Source organism: Bradyrhizobium elkanii USDA 76 (assembly GCF_023278185.1).
GTDB classification, from domain to species: Bacteria; Pseudomonadota; Alphaproteobacteria; order Rhizobiales; family Xanthobacteraceae; genus Bradyrhizobium; species Bradyrhizobium elkanii.
The window spans coordinates 2934170-2950628 of the sequence record NZ_CP066356.1 but is presented as its reverse complement, the minus strand read 5'-3'; the positions used below and the strand labels follow the sequence as shown (position 1 = coordinate 2950628).

Annotated in this window: 13 protein-coding genes and 1 pseudogene; 1 reads left to right on the top strand and 13 read right to left on the bottom strand. The window is 66.7% G+C overall.

The features are described from left to right. Positions 1-53: 53 nt before the first annotated feature. The 5 genes and pseudogenes from ftsA to murB all read right to left on the bottom strand — a co-directional run bounded on the left by ftsA (position 54) and on the right by murB (position 4613). Positions 54-1370 carry a cell division protein FtsA gene (ftsA, locus tag JEY66_RS14050; protein WP_018273014.1) on the bottom strand — a complete coding sequence of 439 codons (1317 nt, stop codon included), beginning with the start codon at positions 1368-1370 and terminating at the stop codon, positions 54-56. Then, a complete protein-coding gene (locus JEY66_RS14045) occupies positions 1367-2377 on the bottom strand; it encodes a cell division protein FtsQ/DivIB (RefSeq protein ID WP_026193137.1) in 1011 nt (336 codons plus the stop codon). The genes ftsA and JEY66_RS14045 overlap by 4 nt, the downstream gene beginning before the upstream one ends. Continuing rightward, positions 2317-2611 (bottom strand): annotated as a pseudogene (locus JEY66_RS14040) (D-alanine--D-alanine ligase); the annotation flags it as partial. The pseudogene JEY66_RS14040 and the gene JEY66_RS14045, both read right to left, overlap by 61 nt. Positions 2612-2709: 98 nt before the next feature. Next, on the bottom strand, positions 2710-3696 hold the full coding sequence (locus JEY66_RS14035) for a D-alanine--D-alanine ligase family protein (protein ID WP_016846585.1): 987 nt from the start codon (positions 3694-3696) through the stop codon (positions 2710-2712). Then, complete coding sequence (gene murB / locus JEY66_RS14030; protein WP_016846584.1) at positions 3696-4613, bottom strand: UDP-N-acetylmuramate dehydrogenase; 918 nt, start codon at positions 4611-4613, stop codon at positions 3696-3698. The genes JEY66_RS14035 and murB overlap by 1 nt, the downstream gene beginning before the upstream one ends. 20 nt (positions 4614-4633) lie before the next feature. Between murB and JEY66_RS14025 the strand changes: the two genes are divergently transcribed. Next, positions 4634-4969: a GIY-YIG nuclease family protein gene (locus JEY66_RS14025; protein WP_018273016.1), complete on the top strand. Its 336-nt coding sequence runs from the start codon at positions 4634-4636 to the stop codon at positions 4967-4969. Between the two features lie 56 nt (positions 4970-5025). Here the strand turns inward: JEY66_RS14025 and murC are convergent, their stop codons facing one another. From murC to JEY66_RS13985, 8 genes are all read right to left on the bottom strand, one after another. Then, positions 5026-6429: a UDP-N-acetylmuramate--L-alanine ligase gene (gene murC / locus JEY66_RS14020; protein WP_016846582.1), complete on the bottom strand. Its 1404-nt coding sequence runs from the start codon at positions 6427-6429 to the stop codon at positions 5026-5028. 119 nt (positions 6430-6548) lie between these two features. After that, positions 6549-7649 (bottom strand): undecaprenyldiphospho-muramoylpentapeptide beta-N-acetylglucosaminyltransferase, encoded by a 1101-nt coding sequence (murG, locus tag JEY66_RS14015; RefSeq protein WP_018273017.1) that lies wholly within the window; start codon positions 7647-7649, stop codon positions 6549-6551. Between the two features lie 35 nt (positions 7650-7684). Next, positions 7685-8836: a putative lipid II flippase FtsW gene (ftsW, locus tag JEY66_RS14010; protein ID WP_016846580.1), complete on the bottom strand. Its 1152-nt coding sequence runs from the start codon at positions 8834-8836 to the stop codon at positions 7685-7687. 345 nt (positions 8837-9181) lie between these two features. Further along, positions 9182-10582: a UDP-N-acetylmuramoyl-L-alanine--D-glutamate ligase gene (gene murD, locus JEY66_RS14005; protein WP_018273018.1), complete on the bottom strand. Its 1401-nt coding sequence runs from the start codon at positions 10580-10582 to the stop codon at positions 9182-9184. 8 nt (positions 10583-10590) lie between these two features. Beyond that, a complete protein-coding gene (mraY, locus tag JEY66_RS14000) occupies positions 10591-11697 on the bottom strand; it encodes a phospho-N-acetylmuramoyl-pentapeptide-transferase (RefSeq protein WP_016846578.1) in 1107 nt (368 codons plus the stop codon). 10 nt (positions 11698-11707) lie between these two features. Continuing rightward, complete coding sequence (locus JEY66_RS13995; protein ID WP_016846577.1) at positions 11708-13141, bottom strand: UDP-N-acetylmuramoylalanyl-D-glutamyl-2,6-diaminopimelate--D-alanyl-D-alanine ligase; 1434 nt, start codon at positions 13139-13141, stop codon at positions 11708-11710. After that, positions 13138-14595, bottom strand: a complete 1458-nt coding sequence (locus JEY66_RS13990; RefSeq protein ID WP_016846576.1) for a UDP-N-acetylmuramoyl-L-alanyl-D-glutamate--2,6-diaminopimelate ligase — start codon at positions 14593-14595, stop codon at positions 13138-13140. The genes JEY66_RS13995 and JEY66_RS13990 overlap by 4 nt, the downstream gene beginning before the upstream one ends. A gap of 102 nt (positions 14596-14697) precedes the next feature. After that, entirely contained in the window at positions 14698-16455 is a 1758-nt protein-coding gene (locus JEY66_RS13985; RefSeq protein ID WP_016846575.1) for a peptidoglycan D,D-transpeptidase FtsI family protein, read from the bottom strand. Positions 16456-16459: the final 4 nt, after the last annotated feature.

The window sequence follows — 16459 nt, the reverse complement described above, 5'->3', positions numbered from 1 at the left end:
CCGGCCGCTGGCCGCCGGAGCTGGTGAAAATGCTGTGAGCCGGGGTGCGGTCATCAGAAGCCCTCGCGAAGCCATCGTCCGACCTTTCCGAAGTAACCGTCTGTCCCTGTCCTGAGCTGCCGCGTGCGCCGCGGTTCGACATGTTCAAGATGTGCGTATTGCGGATAGACCAGGAGGCCCGTCGGCACCGAGAACGAGGCGCCCTTCGCCTCGTTCGGCAGCCGGCCGAAGCCGAGCGGACGGCCGATGCGGACCTGACGGTTCAGGATGCGGGTGGCAAGCTCGACGGTGCCGGTGAGCTGCGAGGCGCCGCCGCTCAACACGACGCGCGCCCTCGGCTCTGCCGCAAAGGGGGAATCCGCGAGCCGGTCACGGACCATTTCGAAAATCTCCTCGGCGCGATGCCGGACAATGTTCGCAATCGTGGCGCGGGACACGATTTGCGGTGTGTCCCGATCATCGCCTGCAGTGGGAACGGACATCAGCTCGCGCGAGTCCGAACCGCCGGTCAGCACCGTGCCGTATAAGGTCTTGATTCGCTCGGCATCCGCAATGCACGCGCCGATGCCGCGCGCAAGATCCATCGTGATGTGTTGCCCGCCGAGCGCGAATCCGGATGCGTGCACGAGACGTCCGCCGGAGTATGTCGCGATCGTGGTCGATCCCGCGCCCATCTCGACGACGGCAGCGCCGAGATCGGCTTCGTCGTCGGTCAGCACCGAGAGGCCCGCGACATAGGGGCTCGATGCCATGGCTTCGACGTTGAGATGGCAGCGCTCGACCACCAGCATCAGGTTCTTGGCGACCGTCGCGTCCGACGTCACCACGTTCATGTCGACGCCGAACTGTCGCGCCACCATGCCTCTGGGATCGCGGATGCCCTTGACGCCGTCGAGCGCGTAGCCGACCGGCAGCGCGTGCAGCACGGTGCGGCCTGCGCCTGCGGCGTGGCGCATGCCGGCTGAGGTGACGCGGCTGATATCGTCCGAGGTGACCGAGCCGCCGCGGATATCGGCCGCGGCTTCGACCAGCTGGCCATGCTGCCGGCCGCCGGAGACCGAGAGCAGAACGGATTCGACACGGACCTTGGCCATGCGTTCGGCCAGCGCCACCGCGTGGCGCACCGCCTTCTCGCATTCGGCGAGATCGACGACGGAGCCGGCCTTGACGCCGCGCGACTGGATCTGGCTGTAGCCGATCAATTCAACCGCATGGGTGCGCCCGCGCAGCGCCTCGTTCGGCGGCGACGGCCTCAGCCGCGCGATCATGCAGGCGATCTTGCTGGAGCCGACATCGAGCGAAGCCACCATCGCGGTGCGCTTCTGCATCGGGCGGGTCTTCGGGGTCAAATTGCGATCGAGGCCGGTCATGCGGAGTCACCGGCCTTCTTCTTGGACTTCTTGTCCTTGAACAGTTCGTCGCGCGCCTTGCCGGCATCCTCGGACAATTGCACGATCAGCCGATCGGGCAGGCGCATGTCGACGGCGACAATGTCGCGCGAGAACAGCTTCTCGTCCTTGTCGAGCCTGGAGAGCGCAGCGAGCGCGTTGCCGACGTCGTTCTCCGGCAGGCGGACGTCGAGACCGTCCTTGAGGCGCAGGTTCCAGCGCCGCTCACCGACGAAGATCGCGGCCTTGGTCACCGAACGGACCTGCGGGTAACGGTCCAGCAGCGCCAGGAAGTCGTGGGCTCTGACGTCGGCGCCCTTGCCGACCACCAGCGGCAGATTGAGGAAGCGGCGCGAGACGTAGGGCTCGAGCACTGCGCCGTCGGAGGCGATCACCGACAGGCGGCCGTTCTGCTGCCACAGCGCGAACGCCGTGCGCTCGACGATGTCGATCTGCAGTCGGCCCGGATAGAGCTTCAGGATCGTGGCATCCGCGATCCAGGGATTGGCCTTCAGCTTGGCGCGCACGGTGTCGGCGTCGAGGAACAGCAGCGAGGAGCGGCCATTGACGCCGCCGATCGCGAGCACCTCGTCCTGGCTGAGCTGCTTGCGGCCGTTGATGCCGACGGTGGTGATGCGGAAGCCGGCGGTGTTGGCCAGCGCGTTGCGGGTGTCGCTGAGCGCGGCGGTGAATTCCTCGACATGGCCGCCTTTGACGATGCCGAGGCCCAGGCTGCCGAACAGGATCGCGAGCGTCGCAACCAGCCCGATGCGGCGCGGCAGATAGCGTTCGACCATCAGGATGTAGCGGTTCGGCGGCTCGCGATCGATGATGACTTGCGGCCGCTTGGCGGGACGCCGCCTGCGGCGCGCGAGATGGGCGCCGACACACTCGCGCAGCAGCACCGCCGCTCCAATAGCGGCTGCTCTCAGGTCAGCTTGAGGCCCCAGCGATCGCAGCGATCGGGTGAGGCGTCCTGCACCATCCATTGCACGAGCTCGTCACATGTTGTGCCCGCAAACCGCGCGGGTCCCGGCACAAATCACGTCTCGGCTAGACCGGTGGGATTAGAGTGGCCCCCTGTTCCCTGGTTGCGATCCTCGAAGCGGTAATCCGCGACAGCTCACGCCCCGGCAGCCAAGCGCTACATGCGCCGCCAGCGTTAACCTTCGGGCTTCCTGGTAAACAAACGGTAAACGACTTCGGCCTGGAGCGTGTTTTGATCAACGCTCTGAGTACTTTGCCGCGAACTCGTTAGCATTTTAGCAACAGCGCCCGGGTTCCATCCGGCCGACCAGGCGGGTTCCCGCCCGGCCGGGCATTAACGTCGGACGCGGCGGCGGGCGAGCTCGATCTGGTCGTTAAGGAAGTCGGCAAAGGCGATGCCCTGTGCTTTCAAGGCCTTAGGGTACAGTGATGCCGCGGTGAGCCCCGGCAGGGTGTTGGTCTCGAGGTAGACCGGGCCATTGGCCGAGACGATGAAATCGCTGCGCGAGTAGCCGGCGCAGGACAGCGCGCGGTGCGCCCGCAGCGCATGGTCCATGATCGCGGCGCTGACCTCGGGCGCGAAGCGGCCGGGACAGATCTCCTGGGTCGACTTCAAAAGGTATTTGGCTGTGTAGTCGAAGGTTCCCTCCCCCGGCACGATCTCGATCGGCGGCAGCGCGAACACGGAGCCGTCGGACTGCTCGAGCACGCCGCAGGTCGCCTCCACGCCCGACACGAACGGCTCGATCAGATATTCTTCATGCTTCGCGGCATTGCGGACCGCGACGAGGTCCTGCTTCGCGTTGACGAAGATCAGCCCGTAGCTCGATCCGTCCTTGGCGGGCTTTGCAATCAGTCTGCCGTGTTTCGCGAAGGCCTCGTCGATCTGCTCGACGGTGATGCCCTGCGGCGCGTTGAGGCCTGCGATCGCGGCGAAACGCTTCGCCGACGGCTTGTCGAACGCCAGATGCGACGACGCCGAGCCGGAGCCGGTGAACGCGACGCCGCGCAGCTCGCACATCGCCTGCAATTCGCCATTCTCGGCGCGGCCGCCATGCAAACCGAACACCAGCACACGCTGCTCGGCGCTCGCCTTGTCGAGCGCCTGGTCGAGCGCGATGCCGCGACCATCAGGCTTGAAATCGACCTCGAACGGCCGCGTGTGGCCGAGCAGTTTTTCCGACGTCACCGCGTGCACGGTGTCGTCGACATCCCAGAACCAGAGATCCGCGTCGGGCAGCGCGCGGTGCAGCGCCTGCGTGCTCGCCACCGAGACCAGCCGCTCCTTGTTGGTGCCGCCGAACAGAATGGTCACCTGCATCAGCTTTTCCCGATCCGCTTGATTTCCCAGTGTAGCTCGATTCCGCTGCTTTGCCTGACCCGTTCGCGCACCGTCTCGCCGAGCGTCTCGATGTCGTGCCCGGTGGCGTTGCCGGTGTTGATCAGGAAATTGCAGTGCATCTCCGACACCTGCGCGCCGCCGATTTTGAGGCCGCGGCAGCCGGCGGCGTCGATCAGCTTCCAGGCGCTGTTGCCGGGCGGATTCTTGAAGGTCGAGCCGCCGGTCTTCTCGCGGATCGGCTGCGCGGTCTCGCGATGGGTCTGCACCTCGTTCATGCGGGCGCGGATCGCCTCGGCATCGGTGATCTTGCCGCGGAAGCGCGCCGAGGTGAAGACGATGGACGGATCGACGCCGCTGTTGCGGTAGACGAACTTCATGTCGGCATTGCCGAACGTATGCTTCGTGCCGTCGCGGCCGATGCCGGTGGCCTCGATCAGCACGTCCCTGGTCTCGCCGCCATTGGCGCCGGCATTCATGCGCAGCGCGCCGCCGACCGTGCCGGGAATGCCGAAGAAGAATTCCATGCCGCCGATATCAGCGGCCGCCGCCGTCTCGGCGACGCGCTTGTCGAGCGCCGCAGCACCAGCGGTGACGACGTCGCCGGCCGCGCTGGTCTCTCCGAAGGCGCGCGGCGCGAGCCGGATCACGACGCCGGGCATGCCGCCATCGCGCACGATCAGATTGGAGCCGACACCGACGACGTAGACCGGCAGCTCCGGCGGCAGGCGCTTCAGGAAATAGGCGAGGTCATCTTCATCGGCCGGCGTGAACAGCACCTGCGCCGGCCCGCCGACGCGAAACCATGTCAGCTCCGCCAGCCGTTGGTTCGCCAGCAGCCGCCCGCGCAGCTCCGGCATCGCGGCTTTCAGGTCGGACGTGATGTCGGGGAAGGTCATGGGCGACCTCTCCATCCGTCATGGCCGGGCTTGTCCCGGCCATCCACGTCTTGCAGTATCCCCACATGGCAGGGGGATACGTCTATTTTCTGACCAACCGTCCGAACGGCGTGCTCTACGTCGGGGTAACGAGCGATCTCGTCCGCCGGATATTCGAGCACCGTTCCGGCTTCGTCGATGGCTTCACCAAGCGATACGGACTGAAGCGACTCGTCTACTTTGAGCACTTTGACGACATCCGTACAGCCATCCAGCGCGAACACACCATCAAGCATTGGCCGCGCGCTTGGAAGATCCGCAAGATCATCGCAGCGAACCCGAACTGGGACGACCTGTACGACACGATAGTGCAGTGAAGACGTGGATGGCCGGGACAAGCCCGGCCATGACGTGGATGGATACGAGGCCATCATCACCCCAGCGCCTTCAATTCGCCGGGCAGCGCGTAGGCCCATTGCGTGATGTTGCCGGCGCCGAGGCAGACGACGAGGTCGCCGGGCTTGGCAAGGCCGTGCACGATCTTCGCGAGCTCGCCCGCGTTCGGCAGCGGGACAACGTTGCGATGGCCGTGGGCGCGCAGGCCGGCGGCGAAATGGTCGCGATCGATGCCGGCGATCGGCGCCTCGCCGGCCGGATAGACCTCCGCAACCACGACCGCATCGGCATCGTTGAAGCAGGTGCAGAATTCCTCGAACAAGGATTGCAGGCGGGTGTAGCGATGCGGCTGCACCACGGCGACGATCTTGCCGTTGACGGATTCCCGCGCCGCCTTCAGCACCGCTGCGATCTCGACCGGATGATGACCGTAATCGTCGATCACGGTGATGCCGTTGGTCTCGCCGGTCTTGGTGAAGCGCCGCTTGACGCCGCCGAAGCCGGACATCGCCTGGCGGATGACGTCGTCGGACACGCCGAGCTGGTGCGCGACCGCGATCGCCGCCGTCGCATTCGATGCGTTGTGGCGCCCCGGCATCGGCAGCATGATATCGGCGATCTCGTGGACCGCGCCGGACTTGCGATCGCGGATCGCGACCGAGAATTTCGAGCCGCCGCCCGTCGGCGTCAGATCCTTGAGCTGCGCGTCGGCCTGCGGATTCTGGCCGTAGGTGATGATGCGGCGATCTTCGATCTTGCCGACGAGAGCTTGCACCACGGGGTGATCGGTGCACATCACGGCAAAGCCGTAGAACGGGACGTTCTCGACGAAATTGCGGAACGCGTCCTGAATCGCCTCGAAGGTCTTGAAGTGATCGAGATGCTCGGGGTCGATATTGGTGACGATGACGACATCGGACGGCAGCTTCAGGAAGGTGCCGTCGCTCTCGTCGGCTTCGACCACCATCCAGTCGCCGGCACCGAGCCGCGCGTTGGAGCCATAGGCATTGATGATGCCGCCATTGATCACGGTCGGATCGAGCCCGCCGGCGTCGAGCAGGGTCGCCACCATCGTCGTCGTGGTGGTCTTGCCATGGGTGCCGGCGATCGCGACGCAGCTCTTCAGCCGCATCAGTTCCGCCAGCATCTCGGCGCGCCGCACCACCGGAATGCGCCGCGCGCGGGCCGCCATCAGTTCGGGATTGTCGCGCTTGATCGCAGTCGAGACCACGACGACATCGGCGCCGTCGACATTCTCGGCGGCGTGGCCGACCGAGACCTTGGCGCCCTTCTTGCGCAAGCGGTCGAGGTTGTAGTTGTCCGAAGCATCGGAACCCTGCACGGTGTAGCCGAGATTGATCAGCACCTCGGCGATGCCGCTCATGCCGATGCCGCCGATCCCGACGAAGTGAATGGGTCCGATCTCGCGCGGCAGTCTCATGACGATAGCACCTTCATCGTGTCCGGCCTCATCCGGGGATTCACCGACTTATGAAAGACTGATATGGCCGGGACAAGCCCGGCTATGACGTCTCACGGCCTAAAATTCCTCGCAACGGCCTAAATTCCAGCCACTTTCGCAACCAGATCGGCCAGCCGCTCGGCGGCATCGAGCCGGCCGACGCCGCGCGCCGACGCCGCCATCGCGGTCAATTTCGCGGGCTCGGCGGCGAAGGCCGAAATTTCAGCGGCCAGCCGCTCGGGCGTGAAGTCGCTCTGCGCGATGCGCAGCGCGCCGCTCGCCTGCGACAGCACGCCGGCATTGGCGAACTGGTCCTGATCGATCGCGCCCGGCAGCGGCACCAGGATCGAGGGCCGGCCGATCGCGGCGAGCTCGGCGACGGTCCCCGCGCCGGAACGCGAGATCACCAGCTGGCTCGAGGCGAGGCGCGCCGGCAGGTCGGCGAAGAACGGCGCGAGCTCGGCGTTGATCTCGAGCCGGTCGTAGACCGCGCGCACCCGATTCATGTCCTCTTCGCGCACCTGCTGGGTGATGACCAGGCGGCTCCACAGCGCGGGCGCGAGCTGCTCGATCGCCGGCGGCACGATATCGCTCATCACCCGCGCGCCCTGGCTGCCGCCGACGACAAGCAGGCGCAGCGGCCCGTTCGCCTCGGGTGCCGTGTATTTCACCGCGGCCGCGGCGAGGATCGCCGGACGCATCGGCGTGCCGACGGTGGTCGCCTTGCCCGCGAGCGCGGGATCGCGATCGAGCACGCCGGGCAGCGAGGTCGCGATCGCGTTGACGCGGCCGGAGAGGAAACGGTTGGCGCGGCCGAGCACCGCATTGGCGTCGTGGATGATGCCGGGGACGCCGAGCAGCCGCGCCGCCATCAGCGGCGGCAAGGTCGGATAACCGCCGAAGCCGACCACGGCCGCGGGCTTCAGCCGCCGCACCAGATTGGCGGCGACCAGCGTGCCGTAGCCGAGCATCAACGCGGTCCGCGCCAGCGAGATCGGGTTGCGGCTGCGCACGGTCGCGCTCGGCACGAGGTCGATGCTCTCCCGGCCGAACAGGCCGGAATAGCGCAGCGCGCGGCCGTCGGTGGCGAGCCGGACGCGCAGGCCACGCCTGATCAGTTCCACGGCGAGCGCTTCGGCCGGGAACAGATGGCCGCCGGTGCCACCGGCCGCCAGCAGAATCAGGGGCGCGTTGTCCATGGTTTCCAGATAACCGACACGACCGTCACAGTCACCTACGCGTAGGCGCGCTGAGCGCTGGCGCCTTCCATCGATTCGATTTCGGTGCGCGGCCGCTGCCGCGTCAGCGCCAGCATCATGCCGACGCCATAGGCAAGCGACACGAACGAGGAACCGCCGTAGGAGATGAACGGCAGCGTCATGCCCTTGGCCGGGATCAGTTGCAGATTGACCGCCATGTTGATCGTCGCCTGCACGCCGAACAGGATCGCAAGCCCCGACGCCGCAAAGCGCGAGAACATGTCCTCGGTGGCATAGGCGCGGGTCAGCGTGCGGATCACGATGAAACCGAACAGCGCGACCAGCATCAGACAGAGAATGATGCCGAACTCTTCCGCCGCGACCGCGAACACGAAGTCGGTGTGGCTGTCCGGCAGGCTGCGCTTGGCGATGCCCTCGCCCGGCCCCAGCCCGAACCAGCCGCCGTTCCAGAACGCCTCCATCGCGGTGTCGACCTGGAAGGTGTCGCCGGAGGCGGGGTTCATGAAGCGCTTGATGCGGCCGGCGACGTGCGGCACCAGAAGATAGGCGCCGAACAGGCCCGCGCCCGCCGCGCCGGCGAGCCCGAACACCCAGATCATCCGCATGCCCGCGATGAAGAACAGCGCGCCCCAGACGGTGAGGATCAGCATGGTCTGACCGAAGTCGGGCTCCATCACCAGCAGCGTCACCAGCGTCAGCAACAGCACCAGCGCCATCGAGGTCGCCGGCATCTCCGGCCGCTTGGTCGATTCCGCGAACAGCCAGGCCGCGACGATGACGAAGGAGGGTTTTGCGGCTTCCGAGGCCTGGATGTTGACGCCGAGCAGCGTGATCCAGCGCCGCGAGCCCTTGACCTCGGGCCCGACCAGCAGCGTCAGCACGATCAGCGCGATCGAGACCGCGAACACGATCAGCGCGGTGCGCCGGATCTGCCGCGGCGTCATGAACGAGACGCCGATCAGCACCATCAGCGACGGCACCAGGAACATGACGTGGCGGTTGAAGAAGTGGAATGGATCGAGCCCGATCCGCGTCGCCACCGGCGGGCTCGCCGCCAGCGACAGGATGACGCCGGCCAGCATCAACGCCGCGATCGCGACAAGCAGCAGCTTGTCGACGGTCCACCACCAGTCCGAGAACGGGGTGCGTTGGTCACGGGCGAGCATGGGCGTCCCCAGATGGCAGAGATAACGTCCATTCGTGGCGCAGGATGGTTTCCAAGGGGTTAACGGGACGGGTAACTTTTGAGGGAGGTGGATGAGCCCCCATCCCGACGTCGTCCTGGCGAAAGCCAGGACCCATAACCACCGCACTTGATAATGGACGCTACCGCGGCCCCAGCGTCGCGCAACGATTGAGATTTGGGGTAATGGGTCCTGGCTTTCGCCAGGACGACGATGAGGATGGTTCTCGCGCGATACGACGCACCGTCACTGCGTACTTCATCTCGGTGTCATCGCCCGGCACCGAACGGCGGATTACGCTGTGCCAATCCGCCCTACACTGCCTCGTCACACCACCGGCTTGACGCCGGGCAGCGCCTGGACGATGTCGCGAAACGCCGTGCCGCGGATTTCGAAATTGCGGTACTGGTCGAACGAGGCGCAGGCCGGCGACAGCAGCACGACGGCCTCCGCGAGCCCCGACGCCTCGGCATCGCGCGCGGCGCTGGCGATCGCGACGTCGAGCGTGCCGGACATCTCATGCGCGACGCGCTCGCCGAGCGTGCCGGAGAATTCGGCCGCCGCCTCGCCGATCAGATAGGCCTTGCGGATGCGCGGGAAATATTCGGTCAGGCTGGTGATGCCGCCGGCCTTCGGCTTGCCGCCGGCGATCCAGTAGATGTCGGCGAACGACGACAGCGCATGCGCGGCCGCATCCGCGTTGGTGCCCTTGGAGTCGTTGACGAACAGCACGTTGCCGCGGCGACCGACCTGCTCCATGCGATGCGCGAGACCCGGGAAGCTGCGCAGGCCGTTCTGCAGCACGTCGGTCGCGATTCCCATCGCCAGCGCACAGGCCGAGGCGCAGGCGGCGTTCTGCGCATTGTGCAGGCCGCGCAGCGAGCCGATGCCCCCTAACCGCGCGATCTCGCTGCGCGCCGCGCCAGATGCGCGCAGGATGGTCTCGTGCTCGACATAGAGACCGTCGGGCAGCGGGTTCCTCACCGAGATGCGGACCACGCGCTTGCCGGCGCGATCGAGCCGGTCGGCGATGTTGCGGCTCCAGCCATCGTCAACGCCGACGATCGACGTGCCGCCCTGCTGCACGCCGGCGACCAGCCGCTCCTTGACCGCGGCGTAATGCTCGAGCGTGCCGTGGCGATCGATGTGATCCTCGCTGATGTTGATCAGGATGCCGACCGACGGATCGAGCGACGGTGCGAGGTCGATCTGGTAGGACGACATCTCGATCACATGGACACGCCCCATGCGCGGCGGCTCCAGCGACAGGATCGCGGTGCCGATATTGCCGCCCATCTGGGTATCGTAGCCGGCAACCTTCATCAGATGCGCGATCAGCGCGGTGGTGGTCGATTTGCCGTTGGTGCCGGTGATGGCGACGAACGGCGCGTTCGGCGCGTGACGGCGCCGCTCGCGGCAGAACAGTTCGACGTCGCCGATCACCTCGACACCCGCCTCGCGCGCCTTCAGCACGCTCCAGTGCGGCGCCGGATGGGTCAGCGGCGCGCCGGGGGTCAGGATCAGCGCGGCGAAATTCGTCCACGACACGGTGCGCAGATCAGCGGTGGTAAAGCCGGCCTGCGCCGCCTTGGCGACGTTGTCGGCATTGTCGTCGGCGGCGATCACCTCCGCGCCACCGGCCTTCAGCGCGTGGCAGCTCGCGAGCCCGGAGCCGCCGAGCCCGAACACCGCGACCGTCTTGCCGGAGAAGGAGGTGACCGGGATCATGATGGCGCTCAGCGCAGCTTGAGGGTGGAGAGGCCGGCGAGCGCCAGCATCACCGAGATGATCCAGAACCGGATCACGATCTGCGGCTCGGTCCAGCCCTTCTGCTCGAAATGATGGTGTAGCGGCGCCATCCGGAACACGCGCTTGCCGGTGAGCTTGAACGAGGTGACCTGGACGATGACCGAGACCGCCTCCAGCACGAACAGGCCGCCGATCACGGCGAGCACGATCTCGTGCTTCACCGCAACCGCCGTCGCGCCGAGCATGCCGCCGAGCGCCAGCGAGCCGGTGTCGCCCATGAAGATCGAGGCCGGCGGCGCGTTGAACCAGAGGAAGCCGAGGCCTGCGCCAAGCACCGCGCCGCACAGCACCGCCAGTTCGCCGGTGCCGGCGACGTAATTGATCTGCAGGTAATCCGAGAACACCGCGTTGCCGGTCAGGTACGAGATCATGCCGAAGCTTGCGGCGGCAATCATCACGGGCACGATCGCAAGACCGTCGAGACCGTCGGTGAGATTGACAGCATTGCCGGCGCCCACCATCACGAAGGCGCCGAAGATCACGAAGAACCAGCCGAAATTGATCACGAGGTCCTTGAAGAAGGGAATCACGAGCGAGGTCGAGGACACGTCGCGCCCGAGCCGGACCAGCGCGTAGGTGGCGGCGAGCCCGATCGCCGCCTCGATCAGCAGGCGGAGCTTGCCGGCGAAGCCGCTGTGCGATTGCTTGGTGACCTTCAAATAATCGTCATAGAAGCCGACGAAGCCGAAGCCGAGCGTCACCGCCAGCACGATCCAGACATAGGGATTGAGCGGATTGGCCCAGAGCAGCGTCGACACCACGAGCCCGGACAGGATCATCAGCCCGCCCATGGTGGGCGTGCCCTTCTTGGAGATCAGATGCGACTGCGGGCCATCGGTGCGGATCGGCTGGCCCTTGCCCTGCCGCAGCCGCAGGTGATCGATGATCCAGGGCCCGAACAGGAACACGAACAATGCGCCGGTCACCATCGCGCCGCCGGTGCGGAAGGTGATGTAGCGGAACACGTTCAAAGCGCTGCGGAACGCCCCAAACCCCGGAACGGTGTTGGACAGTTCGATCAACCAGTAGAACATTCAAGGAGTCCTATACCGCTTCTTCGTGCGCGGCCTTGTCGGGGAAGCGTTTTTCCAGCGCGCTGACGATAAGCTTCATCTTCGATCCCAGCGAGCCCTTCACCATGATCACGTCACCGGCACGGACCGCGGCGACCGCCTGCGCTTCGAGCGCCGCCGAGCTCTCGGCATAGCCTCCCCGCTTGCCGGTGGAAAGGGCATCCCACAGATTCCGCATCAGCGGACCACAACAATATACGAGGTCGATGCGGTTGGCGGTCACGGCCTCGTTGAGGCCGCGGTGCAATTCGGGCCCGGTCGGCCCGAGTTCGAGCATGTCGCCGAGCACGGCGATGCGCCGGCCATGCGGCCCGGTCCGGGCCTGGCCGAGCACGTTGAGCGCGGCGCCCATCGAGGCCGGATTGGCGTTGTAGCTCTCGTCGATCAGCATCGCCTCGCCATGGCCGACCTCGAGGGTGCGGCGGAAGCCGCGGCCGGTCGGCGCCTCGAGCTGCGACAGCGACAGCGCCGCGCGCGCGATATCGGCGCCGAGCAGCGAAGCGCCGGCAAGCACCGCCAGCGAGTTCATCGCCATGTGCCGGCCGGGCATGCCGATCTTGTAGGTGATGTCATGATCCAGAATATCGGCATGCACCGCCGAGCAGGTCGCGTGCAGCGACAGGTCGAGCAGCCGCGCCTCGGCGCGCTTGTCGGTGCCGAACGAGACGATGCGCGAGATGCCGGCCTGCCTGGCCTGCTTTTGCAGCCGCGCGAATTGTCCGTTGTCGCGGTTGAGCACGACGGCGCCATCGGGCTCGAGCCCTGCGAAGATCTCCGCCTTGGCGTCGGCGATCGCCTCGATGCCGGCGAAAAATTCCAGATGCACCGGCTCGATCGTGGTGATGATTGCGACGTGCGGGCGCACCATCTTCACCAGCGGCGTGATCTCGCCTGCATGGTTCATGCCGATCTCGAACACCGCAAAGCGCGTGCTGGCCGGGCAGCGCGCCAGCGACAGCGGCACGCCCCAGTGATTGTTGAACGACGCCACCGACGCATGGGTCTCGCCCTGCGCCGACAGCACGCGGCGCAGCGCCTCTTTCGTCGAGGTCTTGCCGACCGAGCCGGTCACCGCGATGATCTGCGCGTTGAGCCGCGCGCGCGAGGCATGGGCGAGCTCGACGAGGCCGGCGAGCACGTCGTCGACCACCAGCAGCGGCGCATCAGTGGGAAACTTTGCGCGCTGCGCGGTCTCGACCACCGCGAGCCCGGCGCCGGCCTTCAGCGCCGCCTCGACAAAGGCATGGCCGTCGTGGACGTCGCCCTTGATCGCGAAATACGCCTCGCCAGGCGCGATGGTGCGGCTGTCGATCGAGAGACCGGTGACGCCGTCCGGCAGCGTGCCTTGCGTGGCGGCGCGCATCGCCGTCGCCATCGCATCCGAGGTCCACAACATCGTGCTCATGCGCCCTCCGCAGCCAGTGCACTGGCGACCGCTTCATGGTCGCTGAACGGCAGCGTCGTGTTGCCGACGATCTGCCCGACCTCGTGGCCCTTGCCGGCAACGACCAGCGCATCGCCCGGCGCGAGGCCGGCAATTCCGGCGCGGATCGCCGCGGCGCGGTCGCCGATCTCGCGCGCGCCCTTCGCCGTCGCCATGATCGCGGCGCGGATCGCCTCCGGCTTCTCGCTGCGCGGATTGTCGTCGGTGACGATGACCTGATCGGCATTTTCGGCCGCGATCGCGCCCATGATCGGACGCTTGCCGGCGTCGCGGTCGCCGCCGGCGCCGAAGATCACGACCAGCTTGCGCCTGGCATAGGGCCGCAGCGCCTGCAGCGCCTTGGCGAGCGCGTCGGGCTTGTGGGCGTAGTCGACGAAGATCGGCGCGCCATTGTGCTCGCCGACGAATTCCAGCCGGCCCTTGGCGCCTTCGAGATGCTCGAGGCAGCCGAACACGTCGTCGGCGGCGCTGCCGGTGCCGATCGCAAGGCCCGCCGCGACCAGCGCGTTCTCGATCTGGAATTCGCCGACCAGCGGCAGCCGGATCGCGTGCTTGCGCCCGCGGTGCTCGATCAGGAGCCTTTGGGCAAAGCCTTCGATGGCGGCATCGAGGAGCTTGATGCCATCGCCTGCATCGGCGTTGCGCCCGACCGCGATGATACGCAGGCCGCGCGAGCGCGCCGCATCGATCACCTCGCCCGAACAGTCATGGTCGGCCGAGATCACCGCGGCGCCGCCTGGCGCGACGAGATCGCGGAACAGCCGGAGTTTTGCGTTGAGGTAATGCGCGACATCGGGATGATAATCCATGTGGTCGCGCGACAGATTGGTGAAGCCGCCAGCGGCGATGCGCACGCCGTCGAGACGATACTGGTCGAGGCCGTGCGAGGACGCCTCGAACGCCAGGTGCGTGACGCCGTCGCTCACGATCTCGTCGAGCTGGCGATGCAGCGCGATCGGATCCGGCGTGGTCAGCGAGCCGTAGACCGTGCGCTTGTCCGAGACGAGGCCGATGGTGCCGATGCTGGCGGAGGAATGACCGAGCCGCTGCCAGATCTGGCGTGTGAACGCTGCGACCGAGGTCTTGCCGCTGGTGCCGGTCACCGCCGCGATCGTCGCCGGCTGGCGGGGAAAGAATTTGGCCGCGGCGCGCGCCAGCGCGCGGCGCGGATTGGGCGTGATGACGAAGGGGGCGCGAGCGTGACCTTGCGGCAGATGGTCGCTGGCGACCGCGACCGCGCCGGCGGCGATCGCCGCATCGACGAAGCGCGCGCCGTCGGTCCTGCTGCCGGCAAGTGCGAAGAACAGGTCGCCCGGCTTCACCGCCCGGCTGTCGACCGCAAGCCCTCCGACGACGATGGTGTCGGCACTTGGATCGATCGTGGCATCGGCGTCGAAGAGGTCGCGAAGTCTCATGATCTTCCAGTCTGGCCGGCGCTGTTCTGGCACCGTCGCTTGAGCATGATCTATCCGGAAAGCCGCTTCACACCTTTCCGGATCATGCTGTGAATATACGCCTTACTGGGTTGTTCTGGATGCCGCAAGAATAAGGCGGTCGGACGGCGGCAGGTCGAATCGCGGTTCAACGCCCAAAAGCGGCGCAATTCGGGCGATCACATTGCCGCCGGTCGGCACCGCATTCCAGCCCGAGGTGATGAACCCGTAGGTCTCCTTCAGGGGCTGCGGCTCGTCGAGCATGATCAGGAGCTGGTATTTCGGATTGTCGGCGGGCAGGATCGCGGTGAAGGCGTTGAGCACGCGCTTCTTGGCGTAGCGGCCGTTGATCACCTTCTCCGCGGTGCCGGTCTTGCCGCCGATATAGTAGCCCTTGACGTCGGCCTTCTTCGCGGTGCCGATCTCGGCATTGAGCCGCATCAGATAGCGCATCTTGTCCGAGGTCTCCGGCTTGATGACGCGCCTGGCGAGCGCCATCGCCTCCTGCTCGGTGCGCTTCAGGAAGGTCGGCGGAATCAGGTAGCCGCCATTGACCAGCGCGTCGATGCCCATCACCGCCTGCAGCGGCGCCACCGCGATGCCGTGACCGAACGAGATGGTGACGGTGTTCAACTCGCCCCACTTCTTCGGCACGATCGGCGACGCGCTCTCCGGCAGTTCGGTGCGCAGCCGCTCGAGCTGCCCCATCTTGCGCAGGAAGGCCTTGTGCGCGTCGACGCCCATCGCCAGCGCAATGCGCCCGGCGCCGATGTTGGAGGAATAGTAGAACACCTCCTTCATGTTGATCATGCGGCCCATGTTGTGATCGTCATGGATCGCGAACTTGCCGTAGTGCAGCGGGCCGCGCGCATCCCACATCGAGTTGAGATCGAACCGGCCGCTATCCAGCGCCATCGCCAGCGTGAACGCCTTGAAGGTCGAGCCCATCTCGTAGACGCCGGTGGTCAGGCGGTTGATGCGATCGGGATCGTGCGCCTCCTTCGGATTGTTCGGATCGAAATCCGGCAGCGACACCATCGCCACGATCTCGCCGGTGCGCACGTTGGAGACGAGGCCGGAGGCGGCCTTGGCCTTGAACTTCTCTTTCGCCTTGAGCAATTCGTCGCGCAGCGCGTGCTCGACGCGCAGGTCGACCGACAGCTCCACCGGCTTCTGCAGCCGGTCGGTGGCGAAGCCCGCGCGATGCAGATCGGCCAGACCGTTGCTGTCCAGCCACTTCTCCATGCCGGCGATGCCCTGGTTGTCGATGTTGACGAGGCCGATCAGGTGGGCGACCTCGTTGCCGGTCGGATAGACGCGCTTGTTCTCGCGCAGGAAGCCGACGCCGGGAAGGCCGAGGCGATGGATGTCGCTCTGCTGCTTCGGCGTGATCTCGCGCTTCAGCCAGACGAAGCCCTTGCGCGACGACAGGCGGTCGCGCACCTCGCTGGTGTCGAGATCGGGCAAGGCGCCGGTCAACAACTCGATCGCCTCGTCCTTGTCGATCAGGCGGCGCGGCTCGGCGAACAGGCTCGGCGCCTTGACGTCGGTCGCGAGGATTTCGCCGTTGCGGTCGGTGATGTCGGGCCTCGCGGTCGCGATGGCATCCTGCGAGGCGGTGCGGCGCGCGCCATGGCTGTCGGCGCCGACGGCGAACAGCACCAGCCTCCCCGCCAGCACGCAATAGACCGCGGCGAAAGCGAGGATGGCGAGGCCAACGCGCGCGCGCGCCTTGGCGGCGCGGTCGACATTGCTGCCATACAGCAGCGTGCGGATCAGCCGCTGGTTCCAGGGCTCGGCGGGTTTTGCGGCCGGCGTGTTGGCGGGTGCCGGATCGGTCATGGCT